The organism is Streptomyces sp. IBSNAI002, assembly GCF_052244475.1.
GTDB lineage: Bacteria > Actinomycetota > Actinomycetes > Streptomycetales > Streptomycetaceae > Streptomyces.
Genome location: NZ_JBQPXG010000002.1, coordinates 6,960,255 through 6,974,831, shown reverse-complemented (window position 1 = coordinate 6,974,831; position 14,577 = coordinate 6,960,255). Strand labels below are relative to the sequence as shown.

Annotated in this window: 11 protein-coding genes; 3 read left to right on the top strand and 8 right to left on the bottom strand. The window is 72.7% G+C overall.

Annotation, left to right across the window (positions count from 1 at the left end; genetic code table 11):
- Positions 1-20: 20 nt before the first annotated feature.
- The 5 genes from ACTVZO_RS32850 to ACTVZO_RS32830 all read right to left on the bottom strand — a co-directional run bounded on the left by ACTVZO_RS32850 (position 21) and on the right by ACTVZO_RS32830 (position 6,128).
- The gene (locus ACTVZO_RS32850) at positions 21-794 is read right to left on the bottom strand and encodes an SDR family NAD(P)-dependent oxidoreductase (protein WP_443301777.1); all 774 of its coding nucleotides are present in this window, start codon (positions 792-794) and stop codon (positions 21-23) included.
- Complete coding sequence (locus tag ACTVZO_RS32845) at positions 791-1,963, bottom strand: MAB_1171c family putative transporter (RefSeq protein ID WP_443301776.1); 1,173 nt, start codon at positions 1,961-1,963, stop codon at positions 791-793. The genes ACTVZO_RS32850 and ACTVZO_RS32845 overlap by 4 nt, the downstream gene beginning before the upstream one ends.
- Positions 1,953-2,453: a hypothetical protein gene (locus ACTVZO_RS32840; protein WP_443301775.1), complete on the bottom strand. Its 501-nt coding sequence runs from the start codon at positions 2,451-2,453 to the stop codon at positions 1,953-1,955. Before ACTVZO_RS32840 ends, ACTVZO_RS32845 begins: the two co-directional genes overlap by 11 nt.
- 261 nt (positions 2,454-2,714) lie before the next feature.
- Complete coding sequence (locus tag ACTVZO_RS32835) at positions 2,715-5,180, bottom strand: Tex family protein (RefSeq protein ID WP_443301774.1); 2,466 nt, start codon at positions 5,178-5,180, stop codon at positions 2,715-2,717.
- An 84-nt stretch (positions 5,181-5,264) separates the two neighbouring features.
- Positions 5,265-6,128 (bottom strand): SCO6745 family protein, encoded by an 864-nt coding sequence (locus ACTVZO_RS32830; RefSeq protein WP_443301773.1) that lies wholly within the window; start codon positions 6,126-6,128, stop codon positions 5,265-5,267.
- A 262-nt stretch (positions 6,129-6,390) separates the two neighbouring features.
- Here ACTVZO_RS32830 and ACTVZO_RS32825 point away from each other — a divergent pair, with 262 nt between their 5' ends.
- Complete coding sequence (locus ACTVZO_RS32825; RefSeq protein ID WP_443301772.1) at positions 6,391-7,932, top strand: M1 family metallopeptidase; 1,542 nt, start codon at positions 6,391-6,393, stop codon at positions 7,930-7,932.
- A 7-nt stretch (positions 7,933-7,939) separates the two neighbouring features.
- On the opposite strand, the gene ACTVZO_RS32820 is transcribed toward ACTVZO_RS32825, so the two are convergent.
- The gene (locus ACTVZO_RS32820; RefSeq protein WP_443301771.1) at positions 7,940-8,827 is read right to left on the bottom strand and encodes an oxygenase MpaB family protein; all 888 of its coding nucleotides are present in this window, start codon (positions 8,825-8,827) and stop codon (positions 7,940-7,942) included.
- A gap of 186 nt (positions 8,828-9,013) precedes the next feature.
- On the opposite strand from ACTVZO_RS32820, the gene sph reads away from it, so the two are divergent.
- A complete protein-coding gene (gene sph, locus ACTVZO_RS32815; RefSeq protein ID WP_443301770.1) occupies positions 9,014-10,003 on the top strand; it encodes a sphingomyelin phosphodiesterase in 990 nt (329 codons plus the stop codon).
- A gap of 64 nt (positions 10,004-10,067) precedes the next feature.
- Here sph and ACTVZO_RS32810 read toward each other — a convergent pair whose 3' ends face one another.
- Both ACTVZO_RS32810 and ACTVZO_RS32805 read right to left on the bottom strand, forming a co-directional pair.
- Entirely contained in the window at positions 10,068-11,717 is a 1,650-nt protein-coding gene (locus ACTVZO_RS32810; RefSeq protein ID WP_443301769.1) for a bifunctional aspartate transaminase/aspartate 4-decarboxylase, read from the bottom strand.
- Positions 11,718-11,851: 134 nt separating this feature from the next.
- On the bottom strand, positions 11,852-13,681 hold the full coding sequence (locus tag ACTVZO_RS32805) for an AMP-dependent synthetase/ligase (RefSeq protein WP_443301768.1): 1,830 nt from the start codon (positions 13,679-13,681) through the stop codon (positions 11,852-11,854).
- An 85-nt stretch (positions 13,682-13,766) separates the two neighbouring features.
- Here ACTVZO_RS32805 and ACTVZO_RS32800 point away from each other — a divergent pair, with 85 nt between their 5' ends.
- Complete coding sequence (locus ACTVZO_RS32800) at positions 13,767-14,561, top strand: MerR family transcriptional regulator (RefSeq protein ID WP_443301767.1); 795 nt, start codon at positions 13,767-13,769, stop codon at positions 14,559-14,561.
- Positions 14,562-14,577 lie beyond the last annotated feature (16 nt).

Genomic DNA, 14,577 nt, shown 5'->3' with positions numbered 1-14,577 from the left:
CATCGGTCTGCCCCGGCGGCTCAGCCCTCCGCCGGGGCGCGCCGCTCGCGGGCCATCCTGCGCGCCACGAAGGCGCGCGGGAGGTGGCGGGCGGCCAGGGCGAACGCCCGGTAGCGGCGGCCCGTGATGCTGAGGGGCCGGCGCAGCGCGAGATCGCGCAGCGCCCGGTCGGCCACGGCCCGCGGCTCCAGCCAGACCGCCTCGCGCAGGGAGCTGACGTCCATCCCGGCGCGCTCCTGGAACTCGGTGCGGGTGAAGCCCGGGACCACCGCCAGGACGCGCACGCCGTACGGCTCCATGTCCACCCGCAGCGACTCGCTGAACGCGGTGAGCCAGGCCTTGGCCGCTCCGTAGGTGCCGGTCGGCAGCAGTCCGGCCACCGAGGAGACGTTGACCACCGCGCCCCTGCGCCGCTCGCGCAGCCCCGGCAGTACGGCGTGGGTGAGCCGCAGCGGGACCTTCACCAGCAGGTCCAGCATCCGCTCCTCGTCCTCGACCGGGCTGTACGGGAAGGGCGCGGGCAGTCCGAAGCCCGCGTTGTTGACCAGGATGTCCACGGGCCGGGCCCGGGAGGCGAGGCGTTCGGCGACCGCCGCGCAGTCCCCCGGGTCCAGCAGGTCGGCGGGCAGCACCTCGGCCGCCGTGCCGAACTCCCGGCCGAGCTCGCGCGCCACGGCCTCCAGCCGCTCCTTGTCCCGCGCCACGAGGACCAGGTCGGCGCCCTTGGCCGCGAAGGCCCGGGCGAAGGCGGCGCCCAGTCCGGCGCTGGCCCCGGTGATCAGTACGGTGGTCACGAAGGCTGCACTTCCCGGGTGTACTCGTGGGCGACGTCGACGAGGAACCGGGCTTCCCCGGCCAGGTCCCCGCCCTCGGCAGAGGTCTGGATGGCGGCGGGCAGCTCCAGCGCGGCCGCCTCGCCCGGCTGCCCGGGGGCTCCGGCGAGCTTCGCCCGCCGCGCCTCCTGGAGTACGCAGGCCAGTGCCGCGGCGGTGCGCCGCTGCTCGGGGACCCCGCGTCCGGCGACGCGGCCCCGGGCGTCCTCCAGGGCGCCCGGGGCGACGTACTCGCCCAGGATCAGGATCGCGTCGCGCGTCTCGATCACCTTGCGGTACACGAGCAGGTTGCGCGGGACCGGCGGCCACAGCAGCTCGACCATCCGCCCGGCCCGCGGCTTGTTCAGGGCCACGTGCGGGACGGCCTGGACCAGGTCGCGCCACAGCGGCCAGAGCCGCCAGGCGGTGGCGATGTCGGAGGCGGTGCGGCGGAAGGTGAACAGGGTCGGTACGAGGATCGCGGCGGCCCGCAGCAGCCCGTGCACGTTCATCAGCAGCGGCAGGGCGGGCATCGCCCAGGTGCTGCCGAACAGGGCCTTGAGCAGGTACGCGAACCAGAACAGCCCGGCGAGCGCGGTCCCGAGACCGAAGAGCCGCAGCCCTGCGGCCAGCCCGCGGCTCTGCGTGCGGCGGCTGTAGCGCCAGCACAGCGCCACGCAGACGGTGTTGGCGACCACGTGCGCGGAGATCAGCACCAGCCAGTAGGCGAGGGAGGGCACCGGGTCGCCGGCCGGCGGCATGGCGTGCGTGCCGTGCGCGGGCGCCGCGCCGTCCAGTGCGACCAGCGCCGCGAGCCACCCGGCCGTCGCGGTCCCGGAGACGAGCCGGAGCCGGCGGCCGCCCGCGGCGGCGGCCACGAAGTAGAGGACGGCGCCGGCCGAGAACACGCCGATGAGGTTGCGGACGAGGCCGATGGAGTGCGCGTAGCCGGCGCCGCGGTCCATCGCGAACGCGACGACGTCGGGGAGGTTCAGGGTCATCGCCGCGGCGGCGGTGGCCACGGCCAGCCACAGGCCGCGCTGCTGCGGGGAGCGCAGGGCACCCGGGGCACGGAGCAGGACCGCGAGCCACAGGCACACCACGCTGGGAACGGCGAGCCAGTTCCCGAAGGCGGTCAGGTCAGCTGCCATCGTTCCCCCGCTCGTAGCCCATGGCGGACTCGAGCCGCGCCAGGGTGCCCCGCGCGCGGGCCGCCGACGGCGGGCCGGCGTTCGCCGTGCGGATGCGGATCATGCTGGCGAGCATCTCCGCCTCCTGCTCCTGGCGCGTGGTGTAGTTGGTGCGCCCGAGCACGACCGGGGCGTGCCCGTCGGCCTCCTCGCCCTCCAGCGAGTGGTGGCCGAAGAGGATGTGGCCGAGCTCGTGGAGCACGATGTGCTCCCGGTGCAGCGGGGTGGTCTGCGCCTCGTAGAAGACGTAGTCGACGCTGGCCGTGCCCACCCACAGTCCGCACACGCCCGATTCCGCGGCCTCCTTGGGCAGCGGGTGCAGTTCGATGGGGCGGCCGCGCTGCTCGGCCATGCGGCTGCACAGCGCGTCGAGGGAGAACGGATGGGTCAGATCCAGTTGGCCGAGAATGTTCTCGCACCTTTTGCGCAGGCTGAGTTGCCGGTGGGGCATGTGATCCCTCTTCGGACCCTTTCTCGGGCAGCGTCGGTAGGCGTGTGCTGGCATGGGCATGGTGTCCTGTGCCTTCGAAGGCGGCCTCGGGGAATGCGTCCTGAGGGGAAAGGCAGAAGCCCGTCCGCCGAGGTGACGAACGGGCGTTCCACCATGCCTACAGATCTTGTACGGGAGTTGGCAAGACAGGCCCCCGGGCGGGGAACCTATTCGGCCATCGCACGGAAGATCTTCACGCGCCGGGTGGCTGCAACTCTCCGGCTACCGCTTGCGGCGCTCCTCGGGGCCGGTGAGGCCGGCGCGGCGCAGTGCGTCGGCCATCGCGCTGTTGGCGGGCGCGGGAGACGAAGCGGAAGCACCGCCGCCCTGCCGCTGACCGGGACCGCGCCGGCCCTGGCCGCCGCCCTGCTCGCCGCCCTGGCCGCCGCCCTGGCGCTGGCCCTGCCCCTGACCGCGCTGCCCCTGGCCCTGGCCGCCCCCGCCGCGCTGCTGCGGCGGCCGGCCGCCGCCCCGCCGCTCCTGGCCCGGGGCGCCCGCGCCGCGCTCCGCGCCGGCCTCGTCCTCCAGCCGGAGCGTCAGCGAGATGCGCTTGCGCGGGATGTCCACGTCCATGACCTTCACGCGGACGATGTCGCCCGGCTTGACCACGTCCCGTGGGTCCTTGACGAAGGTCTTCGACAGCGCGGAGACGTGCGCCAGCCCGTCCTGGTGCACACCGATGTCGATGAAGGCGCCGAAGGCGGCCACGTTGGTGACCACGCCCTCCAGGATCATCCCGGGGGCCAGGTCGCCGATCTTCTCCACGCCCTCCTTGAAGGTCGCGGTCTTGAAGGCCGGGCGCGGGTCGCGGCCGGGCTTCTCGAGCTCGCGCAGGATGTCGGTGACCGTGGGCAGACCGAAGGCCTCGGTGACGAACGACTCCGGGCGCAGGGAGCGCAGCACGCCGGGGTTGCCGATCAGCGCCGCCACCTCGCCGCCGGCCGTCTTGCCCATCGCCCGGACCACCGGGTACGCCTCGGGGTGCACCGCGGAGCCGTCCAGCGGGTCGTCCCCGCCGCGGATCCGCAGGAAGCCCGCGCACTGCTCGTACGCCTTCGGGCCCAGCCGGGCCACGTCCTTGAGGCCCTTGCGGCTGCGGAAGGGGCCGTTGGCGTCGCGGTGGGCGACGATGTTCTCGGCGAGTCCGCCGCTGATGCCCGACACGCGCGAGAGCAGCGGCGCGGAGGCGGTGTTGACGTCCACGCCGACGCCGTTCACACAGTCCTCGACCACCGCGTCGAGCGAGCGGGAGAGCTTCACCTCGGACAGGTCGTGCTGGTACTGGCCGACGCCGATCGACTTCGGGTCGATCTTGACCAGCTCGGCGAGCGGGTCCTGGAGGCGGCGGGCGATGGAGACCGCGCCGCGCAGCGACACGTCCATGCCGGGGAGTTCCTGCGAGGCGAAGGCCGAGGCGGAGTACACGGAGGCGCCGGCCTCCGAGACCATCACCTTGGTCAGCTTCAGCTCGGGGTGCCGGGTGATCAGATCACCGGCGAGCTTGTCGGTCTCGCGGGAGGCCGTGCCGTTGCCGATGGCGACCAGCTCGACCGCGTGCTGTTCGGCGAGCCGGGCGAGCTTGGCGAGGGACTCGTCCCACTTGTTGGCGGGCACGTGCGGGTAGATCACGTCGGTGGCGACGACCTTGCCGGTGGCGTCCACGACTGCGACCTTCACACCGGTGCGGAAGCCCGGGTCCAGGCCGAGCGTCGCCCGCGTGCCGGCGGGGGCGGCGAGCAGCAGGTCGCGCAGGTTGGACGCGAAGACCCGTACGGCCTCGTCCTCGGCGGCCTGCCGCAGCCGCGTCCGCAGGTCGATGCCGAGGTGCACCTGGATCTTCGTGCGCCAGGCCCAGCGGACCGTGTCGGCCAGCCACTTGTCGCCGGGGCGGTCACGGTCCGCGATGCCGAAGCGGCGGGCGACCATGCCCTCGTACGTGGACGGGCCGGGGGTCTCGCTCGGCGGCTCCGGCTCCAGCGTGAGGTCGAGGACGTCCTCCTTCTCGCCGCGCAGCATCGCGAGGACGCGGTGCGAGGGGAGCGCGGTGAAGGGCTCGGCGAACTCGAAGTAGTCGGCGAACTTGGCGCCCGCCTCCTCCTTGCCCTCGCGGACCTTCGCGGCGAGCCGGCCCCGGCCCCACATGCGCTCGCGCAGTTCGCCGATCAGGTCGGCGTCCTCGGCGAACCGCTCGGTGAGGATGGCGCGGGCGCCCTCCAGGGCCGCGGCCGGGTCGGCGACGCCCTTGTCGGCGTCGACGAACGCGGCGGCCGCGGCGGCCGGGTCCGCGGAGGGGTCGGCGAGCAGGCCCTCGGCGAGGGGCTCCAGACCGGCCTCGCGGGCGATCTGCGCCTTGGTGCGCCGCTTGGGCTTGAAGGGCAGGTAGATGTCCTCGAGCCGGGCCTTGGTGTCGGCCGCGTTGATCCGGGCCTCCAGCTCGGCGTCGAGCTTGCCCTGCTCCCGTACGGAGTCCAGGATCGCGGCGCGCCGGTCCTCCAGCTCGCGCAGATAGCGCAGCCGCTCCTCGAGGGTGCGCAGCTGCGCGTCGTCGAGCATCTCGGTCGCTTCCTTGCGGTAGCGAGCGATGAACGGCACGGTGGAGCCGCCGTCGAGCAGCTCGACGGCGGCCTTGACCTGCCGCTCCCGTACGCCGAGCTCCTCGGCGATCCTGCCTTCGATGGACGTCGTCACGATCGGGTCCCGCCTGCCTTCGTTTGCACTGGAAGGCTGCCAATTGTGTCAGGTGGCGGTGACGGACGGCGGGAACCCTGCCCGTCAGCCCCGGCCCATGAGGTCCGCGGGGAAGGCTCCGGCGGTCACGGCCTTGACCACGAGGGCGCCGCCGAGCTCGGTGAGACGGGCCAGGCCGTCCGCGCCGAGGTGCTCGTACGGGGCGGCGTCGAGGCGGTCGGTGTCGGCCTCCAGGCGTTCGCGGACGGCCCCGCCCTCCTCGGTGAGGTCGCCGGCGGCGTCGAGGATCCCGCGCCCGCGCAGCCGGTCGGCCGCGGCGTCGAGGTCGTCCTGGGTCCAGCCGCGCTGGACCTTGAGCCACTTCGGGTTCATGCCCTTGCCGGTGGCGGTGTGGCTGATGAGCGCCTCCACCGGGTCGAGGCCGGCGAGGAGCAGCGCGGCGAGGTGGCCGTCGCCGCGGTGCTCGCGCAGCAGGGTGGTGGCGTGCCACAGCCGCAGGTGCGGCTCCTGCGGTACGGGGAGGTCGGCGTGGGCGGCGTAGAGGGGGCGGGCGTGCCGGGTGCAGGCCTCGGTGGCGCGCATCGCCAGGTCGGCGGCCTCGGCCACCTCGGGCGACTCGACGGTCTCGTCGCCGAGGAGCCGGCGCAGGGTGCCGTCGGCGGCCCGCAGCCGGGCGGCGAGGGCCTGCTCGGGGGTGATGGCGTCCCAGACGGCGGGCACGTGCCGGGCGACGAGGTCGTGGCGGTAGTTGTAGAAGGCCGCGGTGACCGCTCCGGCCCCGACGGCGCCCATCGCGGCGGAGCGGTGGGCGAGGTTGACGGCGACGCGGTCGGATATCCCGAGGCCCGCGAACTCCTTGGTGATCTCCGGCGAGAAGTAGACGGTGGCGTGCAGCGGGTTGATCGCGGCGTGCCAGCAGCGCCGGGCGGCGAGGGGAGGAAGGGTCATGGACGGCAGGTTACCGACTGTTCGGTATGCCCGGAAGGGCGGTCCCGCCCTGCCGTCCGGCCGCCCGCTTCGCGCCCGCCTCGCGCCCGCCTCCGTGCCCGTCTCCCCGCCCGGCCGTTTCCGGCCTTTCCTCGGCTGTGACGGCCGAATGGCAGTCGTGTGACAGCAGGGGCCATGGACATGGCGTGGGGCATCAAGGGTGAATACGGTCGAGCGACAAGCGCTTGAACCGATCTGTCTCCTCTACCACTTGGAGCCCTTCGTGCACCGCAAAGTCATCGCCCCGAGCGTGCTCGCCGCTTCCCTGCTGCTGGTGATCCCGGCCTCGGCGGCGAGTTCCGGTCCGGGCGCCCCGGGTATCGGCGATCCCTACTACCCGGCCAGCGGCAACGGCGGATACGACGTGTCCCACTACGACCTGCGCCTGCAGTACCAGCCGAAGACGGACCTGCTCGAAGGCACGGCCACCCTGCTCGCCACCGCCAAGCAGGACCTGTCCCGCTTCAACCTCGACTTCGGCCTCCAGGTCAGCGAGGTCCGGGTGAACGGGGCCAAGGCGAAGTTCGCCACCTCCGGCAGCCACGAGCTGGAGGTCACCCCGGCGAAGCCGCTGGCGCGCAACACGCCGCTGACCGTCGTCGTCAAGTACGCCGGGAAGCCCTCCGAGCTGAAGGTGGACGGCTGGACGGCCTGGCAGCGCACGCCCGACGGCGGTGTGGCCGCGCAGGAGCCCGACTCGGCGGTCTGGTGGTTCCCGAGCAACGACCACCCGCTCGACAAGGCCACCTTCGACGTCTCGGTCAACGTCCCGGACGGCACCCAGGCGATCAGCAACGGCGTGCTCCAGTCGCAGAGCTCGCGGCTGGGCTGGACCCGGTACAACTGGCGGTCCAACAAGCCGCAGGCCACCTACCTGGCCACGCTCGCGGTCGGCAAGTTCGACATCACCACCGACAAGACGGCGAGCGGCCTGCCCGTCCTCAACGCCTACAGCAAGGACCTCGGCGACAACGCGGGTGCGGCGCGGGCCAGCGTGGAGCGGACCGCCGAGGTCGCCGAATGGCTGGAGGGGGTCTTCGGGCCGTACCCCTTCAACGCGCTGGGCGGGTACGTGCCGAACGTGACCGCCGGCTTCGCGCTGGAGACCCAGACGCGTCCGTTCTACGGGCCGCGGCAGTTCCAGAACGGCGCCAACGTCTCGGTGGTCGTGCACGAGCTGGCCCACCAGTGGTACGGCGACAGCGTGTCCGTCGAGGGCTGGAAGGACATCTGGATCAACGAGGGCTTCGCCCGCTACAGCCAGTGGCTGTGGTCGGAGAAGGAGGGCGAGGGCACCGCGCAGGAGCTGGCCGACTGGGCCTACTCCGTCCGCCCGGCCGAGGACCCGTTCTGGCAGGTCAAGCCGGGTGACCCGGGCCCGGAGAACCAGTTCCACGGGGCCGTCTACGACCGTGGGGCCATCGCCCTGCAGGCGCTGCGCAACGAGATCGGCGACGAGAAGTTCTTCGAGATCCTGAAGGGCTGGCCGACCGAGCGGGCCTACGGCAATGCCAGGGTCGGCGACTTCGTCCGCTACGCGGAGAAGGTCTCGCGCAAGCCGCTGGCCCAGCTCTTCGAGACCTGGCTGTACACGCCGGGCAAGCCCGAGGCCTCGGCCCTGGGCCCGGCAGCCGCCGGCCCCGCGGCCCGGTCCTTCTCGGCCGCTCCGGCCCAGCGGAAGACCGAACCGAAGTCCTGGAAGAAGATCGCGGAGACGAACACGATCCACCGGCACGAGGAGCACCCCGGGCACGGCGGGCACTGAGCGTCCGTCAGCGGGCGGCGGCGTGCCATCGGGCGCGCGCCGCCCGCGCGACGGGCAGGTACCGCAGCCGCTCCGGCAGTACCGGTACGAGCAGCCGTACGGCCCGGCTGAACCACCGGAGCCTGCGCTCCTGGGCCGGGGTCCACTCCAGCCCGACGGCCGCCCGCGCCTCGGGCGGCATGTAGCCGGCGGTGACGAAGGCGCGGAAGCGCAGGAAGACCGCCCGCAGCGCCGGCCAGGTGAGCCTCAGCAGCAGCCGGACGACGGGTCCGCCCGCCTCGGGGCGGGGCAGCGGGACGTCGGTGGCGACCAGCTCGCGGGCCACGTCGGTGGGCTCGATCTCCTCGGCCAGCATCCGGCCCCAGTACACCCAGTACTCCTCGATGGTCTGGGGCATGTCCCGGTCGTGGAGGCCGAGGATCCGGCCGACCTGGAGCCACTCGCGGTAGAGCTGCCGCTCCTGGGGCGGGGTGAAGCGGCGCAGCAGGTAGCGGCCGGCGTAGAGGTAGACGGGGAACCCGGTCGCGTGCACCCAGGCGTAGCAGGCCGGGTCGAGCGAGTGGTAGCGCCGGCCCCGGGTGTCGATGCCCTGGATCTCCTTGTGCAGGCGGCGCACCCGGCGGCCCTCCTCGGCCGCCTCCTCCCCGCCGTACACCCACAGCTGGACCGAGCGCAGCGAGCGCTCGCCGCGCCCCCAGGGGTCGGTGCGGAAGACGGAGTACTGGTCGACTCCGGCCGCGATGGCGGGGTGGGCGACCTGCAGGGTGAAGGCGGCGGGCAGCATGAGCAGGGCCCGGACGTCACCGGCGATGGTCCACAGCACGCCGCCGGGCGGGGGCGGCTCGGGGTCGGCCCTGCGAACGGCGCCCGCGGCCGGGTGTTCCGTCGTGGTCATGCGCGTGCCCCCAGGTGTCGAACTCGCCGTACGTCCAGTATGGCCTGCGGCTCCGTTCCCGCCCGCGCCCCCACCTTGTCGTGGCCTGGACAGAAAGTCGCTGCACGGGTGTTACCCAGAGGTAACCGTGGCTGCTTGGATGGCGAAGCCGATCCGATCTTCCCCGCAGGAACGATGGAGTCCCCCATGCCGCAGACCTCCACCCGCCGCCACCGGGCCGCCGCCGCTGCCGTCGCGGCGGTCGCCGCGGGCGCCCTGGCCGCCACCACCGCGCCCGCCGCCACGGCCGCGGAGTCCGCCGCCGCCCCGCGGCTCAGCGTCCTCTCGTACAACGTGTTCCTGATGAGCAAGAACCTGTACCCGAACTGGGGCCAGGACCACCGGGCCGCGGAGATCCCCAAGACCGCCTTCTACCAGGGCCACGACGTGGTCGTGCTCCAGGAGGCCTTCGACAACGCCGCCTCCGACGCGCTGAAGGCCAACTCGGCCGCCCAGTACCCGCACCAGACCCCGGTCGTCGGCCGCAGCAAGTCCGGCTGGGACGCCACCGGCGGCGCCTACTCCTCCACCACCCCGGAGGACGGCGGCGTCACGATCCTGAGCAAGTGGCCGATCGTCCGCAAGGAGCAGGTCGTCTACAAGGACGCCTGCGGCGCCGACTGGTGGTCCAACAAGGGATTCGCCTACGTGGTGCTGAACGTGAACGGCGCCCGGGTCCACGTGGTCGGCACGCACGCGCAGTCCACCGACCCGGGGTGCGGCGCCGGCGAGGCGGCGGAGATGCGCGCCCGCCAGTTCCGCACCATCGACGCCTTCCTCGACGGCAAGAGCATCCCGGCGAACGAGCAGGTCATCGTGGCCGGCGACATGAACGTCGACTCCCGCACCCCGGAGCTCGCCACCATGCTGGCCAACGCCGACCTGGCCGGCTCGGACACGCGCACGGGCCACCCGTACTCCTTCGACACCGCGCTGAACTCGATAGCGAACTACCGCTACCCGAGCGACCCGCGCGAGGACCTGGACTACGTGCTGTACCGCAAGGGCAACGCCCGCCCGGCGGGCTGGGAGAACAACGTGGTGAAGGAGCAGTCGGCGCCCTGGACGGTCTCCAGCTGGGGCACCTCCTACACCTACACCAACCTGTCCGACCACTACCCGGTGATCGGCCGCTAGCGCCCGGACGGCCGTGCGGCCCGGCCGGGCCGGGCCGCACGCGCACCGGGGCCGTACGCGGGCGTCACGCCTTCGAGCGCTCCCACTCGCTCGCGTAGTCCTGGAAGATCTCGCGCAGGTGGTGGCCGATCTTCAGGTAGTCCAGGTCGTCGAGGTTGGCCAGCGAGACGCGCACCGACCACTCGGGGCCGTCGAAGCCGCCGCCGCCCAGCAGCACCACCGAGGTGTGCTCGGCGAGCCGGAACAGCGGGTCGACCGGCTCGTAGTTCTTCTCCAGGAACTCGGCGAAGTCCGTGCCGTGCACCCGCTCCGCCTCGGCCAGCAGGTCGAGTTCGATGTAGTAGGCGGCCCGCTTGTCGTCCTCGGAGATCTTCATCTGGGCGCCCTCCAGCAGGAGGTCGAGGCGCCGGTGGACGATCTCGCGGATGCGCTCCTTGTACGCCTGCCCCTCCTCCAGCATGTCGAAGAGCGAGAACAGGCTCATCATCACCTGCTGGGGCAGGGAGAGTCCGGCGGTGTGGTTGAGGGCAACCGAGCGGGAGTCGGCGACCATGCGGTCGATGAAGCGGATCCTCTCCGGTTCCAGGCTGAGCGTGCCGTACCGCCTGGCGAGCCGGTCCTTCTGTTCCCGCGGGAACTCCGCGATCATCTCGTCGATGACGTTGTCGTCGTGCAGCCCGATGACGCCGAGCCGCCAGCCGGTGCAGCCGTAGTGCTTGGAGTACGAGTACACGAGCAGGGTGTTGCGGGGCAGTTCGGCCGCGAGCGAGCGGAAGCCGGGCACGAAGGTGCCGTACACGTCGTCGGTGACGATCAGCAGGTTCGGGTTCGGACCGGCGACGATGTCCTTGATCTGGCCCGCGACCCGGTCGCTGAGCGCCAGCGAGGGCGGGTTGCTCGGGTTCACCAGGCAGACCAGCTTCACGGACGGGTCGGCGAGCTTGGCCACCTCCTCCTCCGGATAGCGCCACTGCCGTACGCCGGTCTCGGCGAACAGGCTGGCGGAGACGTTGACCACCTCGAACTCGAAGGTGTCGAGCTCCGGGATCTCGATGTACGGGGTGAACACCGGGGTCATCAGGGCGATCCTGTCGCCCTTGTGCAGGATCCCGTTCTTCACGAGAGAGTCGAAGACGTAGCACATGGCGGCGGTGCCGCCCTCGGTCGCGAAGAGCGAGAGGCTGCCGGCGGGCGGCCGCTTGTCGAACAGTTCGTCGCCGACGTAGCCGCGGACCACCTGCTCCGCGTGGACCAGCATCCGGTCCGGCACCGGGTAGTTGTCGCCGGTGATCGCGTCGGTGAGCTCGTGGACGTACGCGTCCTTGTCGAAGCCGAAGCGTTCGACGGCGTGCGCCACGCAGCGTTCGAGGAGTTCGACGCCCGGCATCTCCGGGTGTCGGCGCACCCACGAGTCGAAGCGGGCCCCGATGCCCCTCCTCTCGGGCATGCCGCCGAGGTTGTCGGCGGTCCACACCCGCCGGGACTCGTCGAGCGCGAAGTGGCCGAGCGCGTAGAAGGACTCGCGCGGGCCGGTGGCGATCCAGTTCGGGTTGCCCCGGCCCGCGTTGAGCATGGCCCGGGCGGTGGTCTCCTTCTGCCCGGGCCGGTCGGCCTGGGCCGCGGTCGCCAGCTGGATGAACTTGTCCTTCAGCTCGAAGGGGCTGAGCCGGGCGAAGGACTGGATCTCCTCGCGGCTGAAACTGGTCTCGGGCACGGCGCGGCTTCCTTTGCGTGGGCGGGAGGCATTGCACCCGGCCTTCGCCACAGGCTGGGGGCGAAGGGGACGTCGGCATTCCCCCACCCTGGTCCGGTGGGCGGGCGGGCGCCCACCGGACGGGGCCGTAAGGGTTAGGGCACCTGGTACAGGGCGTCGATCAGGGAGCCGTACTTCTCCCGGACCACCCGCCGGCGGAGCTTGAGCGAGGGGGTGAGCTCGCCCGACTCGGGTCCCCACTCCTCGGTCAGCACCCGGTACCGCTTGATCTGCTCGGTCCGGTTGAGCCGTGCGTTGGCCGCCTCCACGGCGCGGGCGATCTCCGCGCGTACGGCGGGGTCCTCGGCGAGCGCGGCGAGGGAGGCGGCCTCGATGCCCCGGGCCGCCGCCCAGGCGGGAGCCAGCTCCGGGTCCAGGACCAGCAGGGCGACCAGGTAGGACCGGCCGTCGCCGTGCACCAGGGCCTGGCCGATCAGCGGGTGCTCCTTGACGGTGTTCTCCACCAGGGCCGGGGAGACGTTCTTGCCGTTGGAGGTGATGATCAGTTCCTTCTTGCGGTCGGTCAGCCAGAGGAACCCGTCCTCGTCGAGCCGCCCGATGTCCCCGGTCGGGAACCAGCCCTCGCCGTCGGCCGCCGTCTCCACCGTGCCGTCGGGCCGCAGGTAGCCGCCGAAGACGGTCGCGCCGCGGGTCAGGATCTCCCCGTCCTCGGCGAGCCGCAGTTCGAGCCCTTCGATGGCGCGGCCCACCGAGCCGAGCCGGAAACCGTCCGGGCTGTTGACCGTGCACACGCCGGAGGTCTCGGTGAGGCCCCAGGCGTCCATGATGGTGATCCCCCAGCCCGCCCAGAAGCGGACCACGTCGATCGGCATCGGGGCGGTGGCGCTGGCCGTCCAGACCAGCCGGTCCAGGCCGGCCAGGCCCAGCAGCGGGTCGAGCACCCGCTCCTTCGCCGTGGCGTACGAGGCTTCGAGCGCGGCCGGCACCTCCTCCCCGCGCTCCCGGTGGCCGGCGCGGGCCCGGGCCAGGTCGTTCGCGGCCTCGATGGCGCCGCGCTGCTCCTCGGGAAGCGTGCCGAGGACCGCCTTGACGCCGGCGGCGAGCTTCTCCCACACCCGGGGCACGCCGAAGAACTGCACCGGGCGCAGTTCGCGGACCGCCCCGGCCACCGCGGTCGGGTCGGCGCACAGCCGCACGTGCGCGGCGCGCAGGAGCGGCAGGTAGATGCCGAGGACCCGCTCCGCGATGTGTGCGAAGGGCAGGTAGCAGATGTGCTCGGCGTGCTCGGGCAGGTCCACGTTCCGGTCGAGGCGGACCGCCTGGAGCATGAGGTTGCGGTGGGTGAGGCGGACACCCTTGGGGTCGCCCGTGGTGCCGGAGGTGTAGACGACGGTCAGCGGGTCCTCGGGGCCGGTCTCCTGCCAGGCCTTCTCGAAGGCCTCGGCCCGGTGCAGCCGGGCCCCGCTCGCGTACAGGGAGCCGTAGGTGCGGTGCGGGCCGGCCTCCGCGGCCTCGGCCACGACGAGCCGTTCCAGGGGCACCGAGGCGTCGGCGAGCAGCGGCTCCCACCGGCCGAGCTCGCAGGCGCCCTCGAGGACGGCGACCCGGGCCCGGCTGTGGCGGGCGATGTGGGCGATCTGCTCGGGCGCGGAGGTCCCGTACACGGTGACGGGGACGGCGCCGAGGTGGACGAGGGCGAGGTCGCTGAGCCAGTGCTCGGGGCGGTTGCCCATCATCATCAGCACGTGCTCGCCGCGCTCGACTCCGAGGGCGGCGTATCCGGAGGCGAGGACGGCGACCTGACGGCGCACCTCGCTCCAGGTGAGGGTCGTCCACGGGGCCGCTTCGGGGCCGGCGCGCCACGAGAGGGCGGGCAGGTCGCCGTACTCGGCGGCGTTGCGGGCCAGCAGGGCGGGGAGGGTGAGCTCCTCGGGTCGTCCGGGCAGTCGCAGGTTCGTGGTCATGGGCAGCTCCTGGCCGTTTCACATCGTTGGTGCGACAGCAATACTGTTGAACCCAAGCTGTGGAGCAGAGAGCGAGGCGCAGACGATGGCCGACCAGGCACCCGAGCCGATGCTCACCGTGGACGAGCTGGCGGCCCGGGCGGGCGTCACCGTCCGCACCGTACGGTTCTACAGCACGCGCGGGATTTTGCCCCCTCCCGTGATCGGCCCTCGTCGTGTGGGCCACTACGGGCCGGAGCACCTTTCGCGGCTGGCGCTGATCGAGGAGTTGCAGCACCAGGGCATGACGCTGTCCGCCATCGAGCGCTATCTGGACGCGCTGCCCGACGATCTGAGCGCGCACGACCTGGCGATCCACCGGGCACTGGTGGCCAGCTGGGCACCGGACTCGGCCCAGGAGGTCTCGCGGGCCGAGCTGGAGAAGCGGGCGGGACGGGGCCTGTCGGACACCGATGTGCGGCGGCTGACGGCGATGAACGTGCTCGCGGCCTCGGGGGACGGCTTCCGGGTGGACGTGGGGCTGCTGAGGCTGGGGGTGGCCCTGCTCGACGTACCGATCGCACACGAGACGATCCTGGCCGCGCGCACGGTGCTGATGGAGCACACGAGGTCGGCGGCGCACGAGCTGACGGCGCTGTTCCGGGACGAGGTGTGGGGGCCGTTCACGCGGGACGAGAGCGATCCGGAGCGGGTGGAGTCGATGAAGGCGCTGTCGGCTCACATGCAGCCGATGGTGGTGCAGGCGCTGGTGACGGCCTTCCAGCGGTCGCTCAGGGAGGAACTGCGGGCGGCCTTCGTCTCGGGCGAGACGCCCGGCGGGGCGCCCGGCGAGACGCCCGGCGAGACGCCCGGCGGGGCGCCCGGCGCCGCCGTGTCCTGACCGAGCGGCGGCGCCC

Excerpts from the sequence above, each read along its gene's own strand:
- ACTVZO_RS32845 (WP_443301776.1), bottom strand. The coding sequence starts at position 1,963 with ATGGCAGCTGACCTGACCGCCTTCGGGAACTGGCTCGCCGTTCCCAGC.
- ACTVZO_RS32840 (WP_443301775.1), bottom strand. The coding sequence starts at position 2,453 with ATGCCCCACCGGCAACTCAGCCTGCGCAAAAGGTGCGAGAACATTCTC.
- ACTVZO_RS32830 (WP_443301773.1), bottom strand. The coding sequence starts at position 6,128 with ATGACCCTTCCTCCCCTCGCCGCCCGGCGCTGCTGGCACGCCGCGATC.
- ACTVZO_RS32820 (WP_443301771.1), bottom strand. The coding sequence starts at position 8,827 with ATGACCACGACGGAACACCCGGCCGCGGGCGCCGTTCGCAGGGCCGAC.
- sph (WP_443301770.1), top strand. The coding sequence starts at position 9,014 with ATGCCGCAGACCTCCACCCGCCGCCACCGGGCCGCCGCCGCTGCCGTC.
- ACTVZO_RS32805 (WP_443301768.1), bottom strand. The coding sequence starts at position 13,681 with ATGACCACGAACCTGCGACTGCCCGGACGACCCGAGGAGCTCACCCTC.
- ACTVZO_RS32800 (WP_443301767.1), top strand. The coding sequence starts at position 13,767 with ATGGCCGACCAGGCACCCGAGCCGATGCTCACCGTGGACGAGCTGGCG.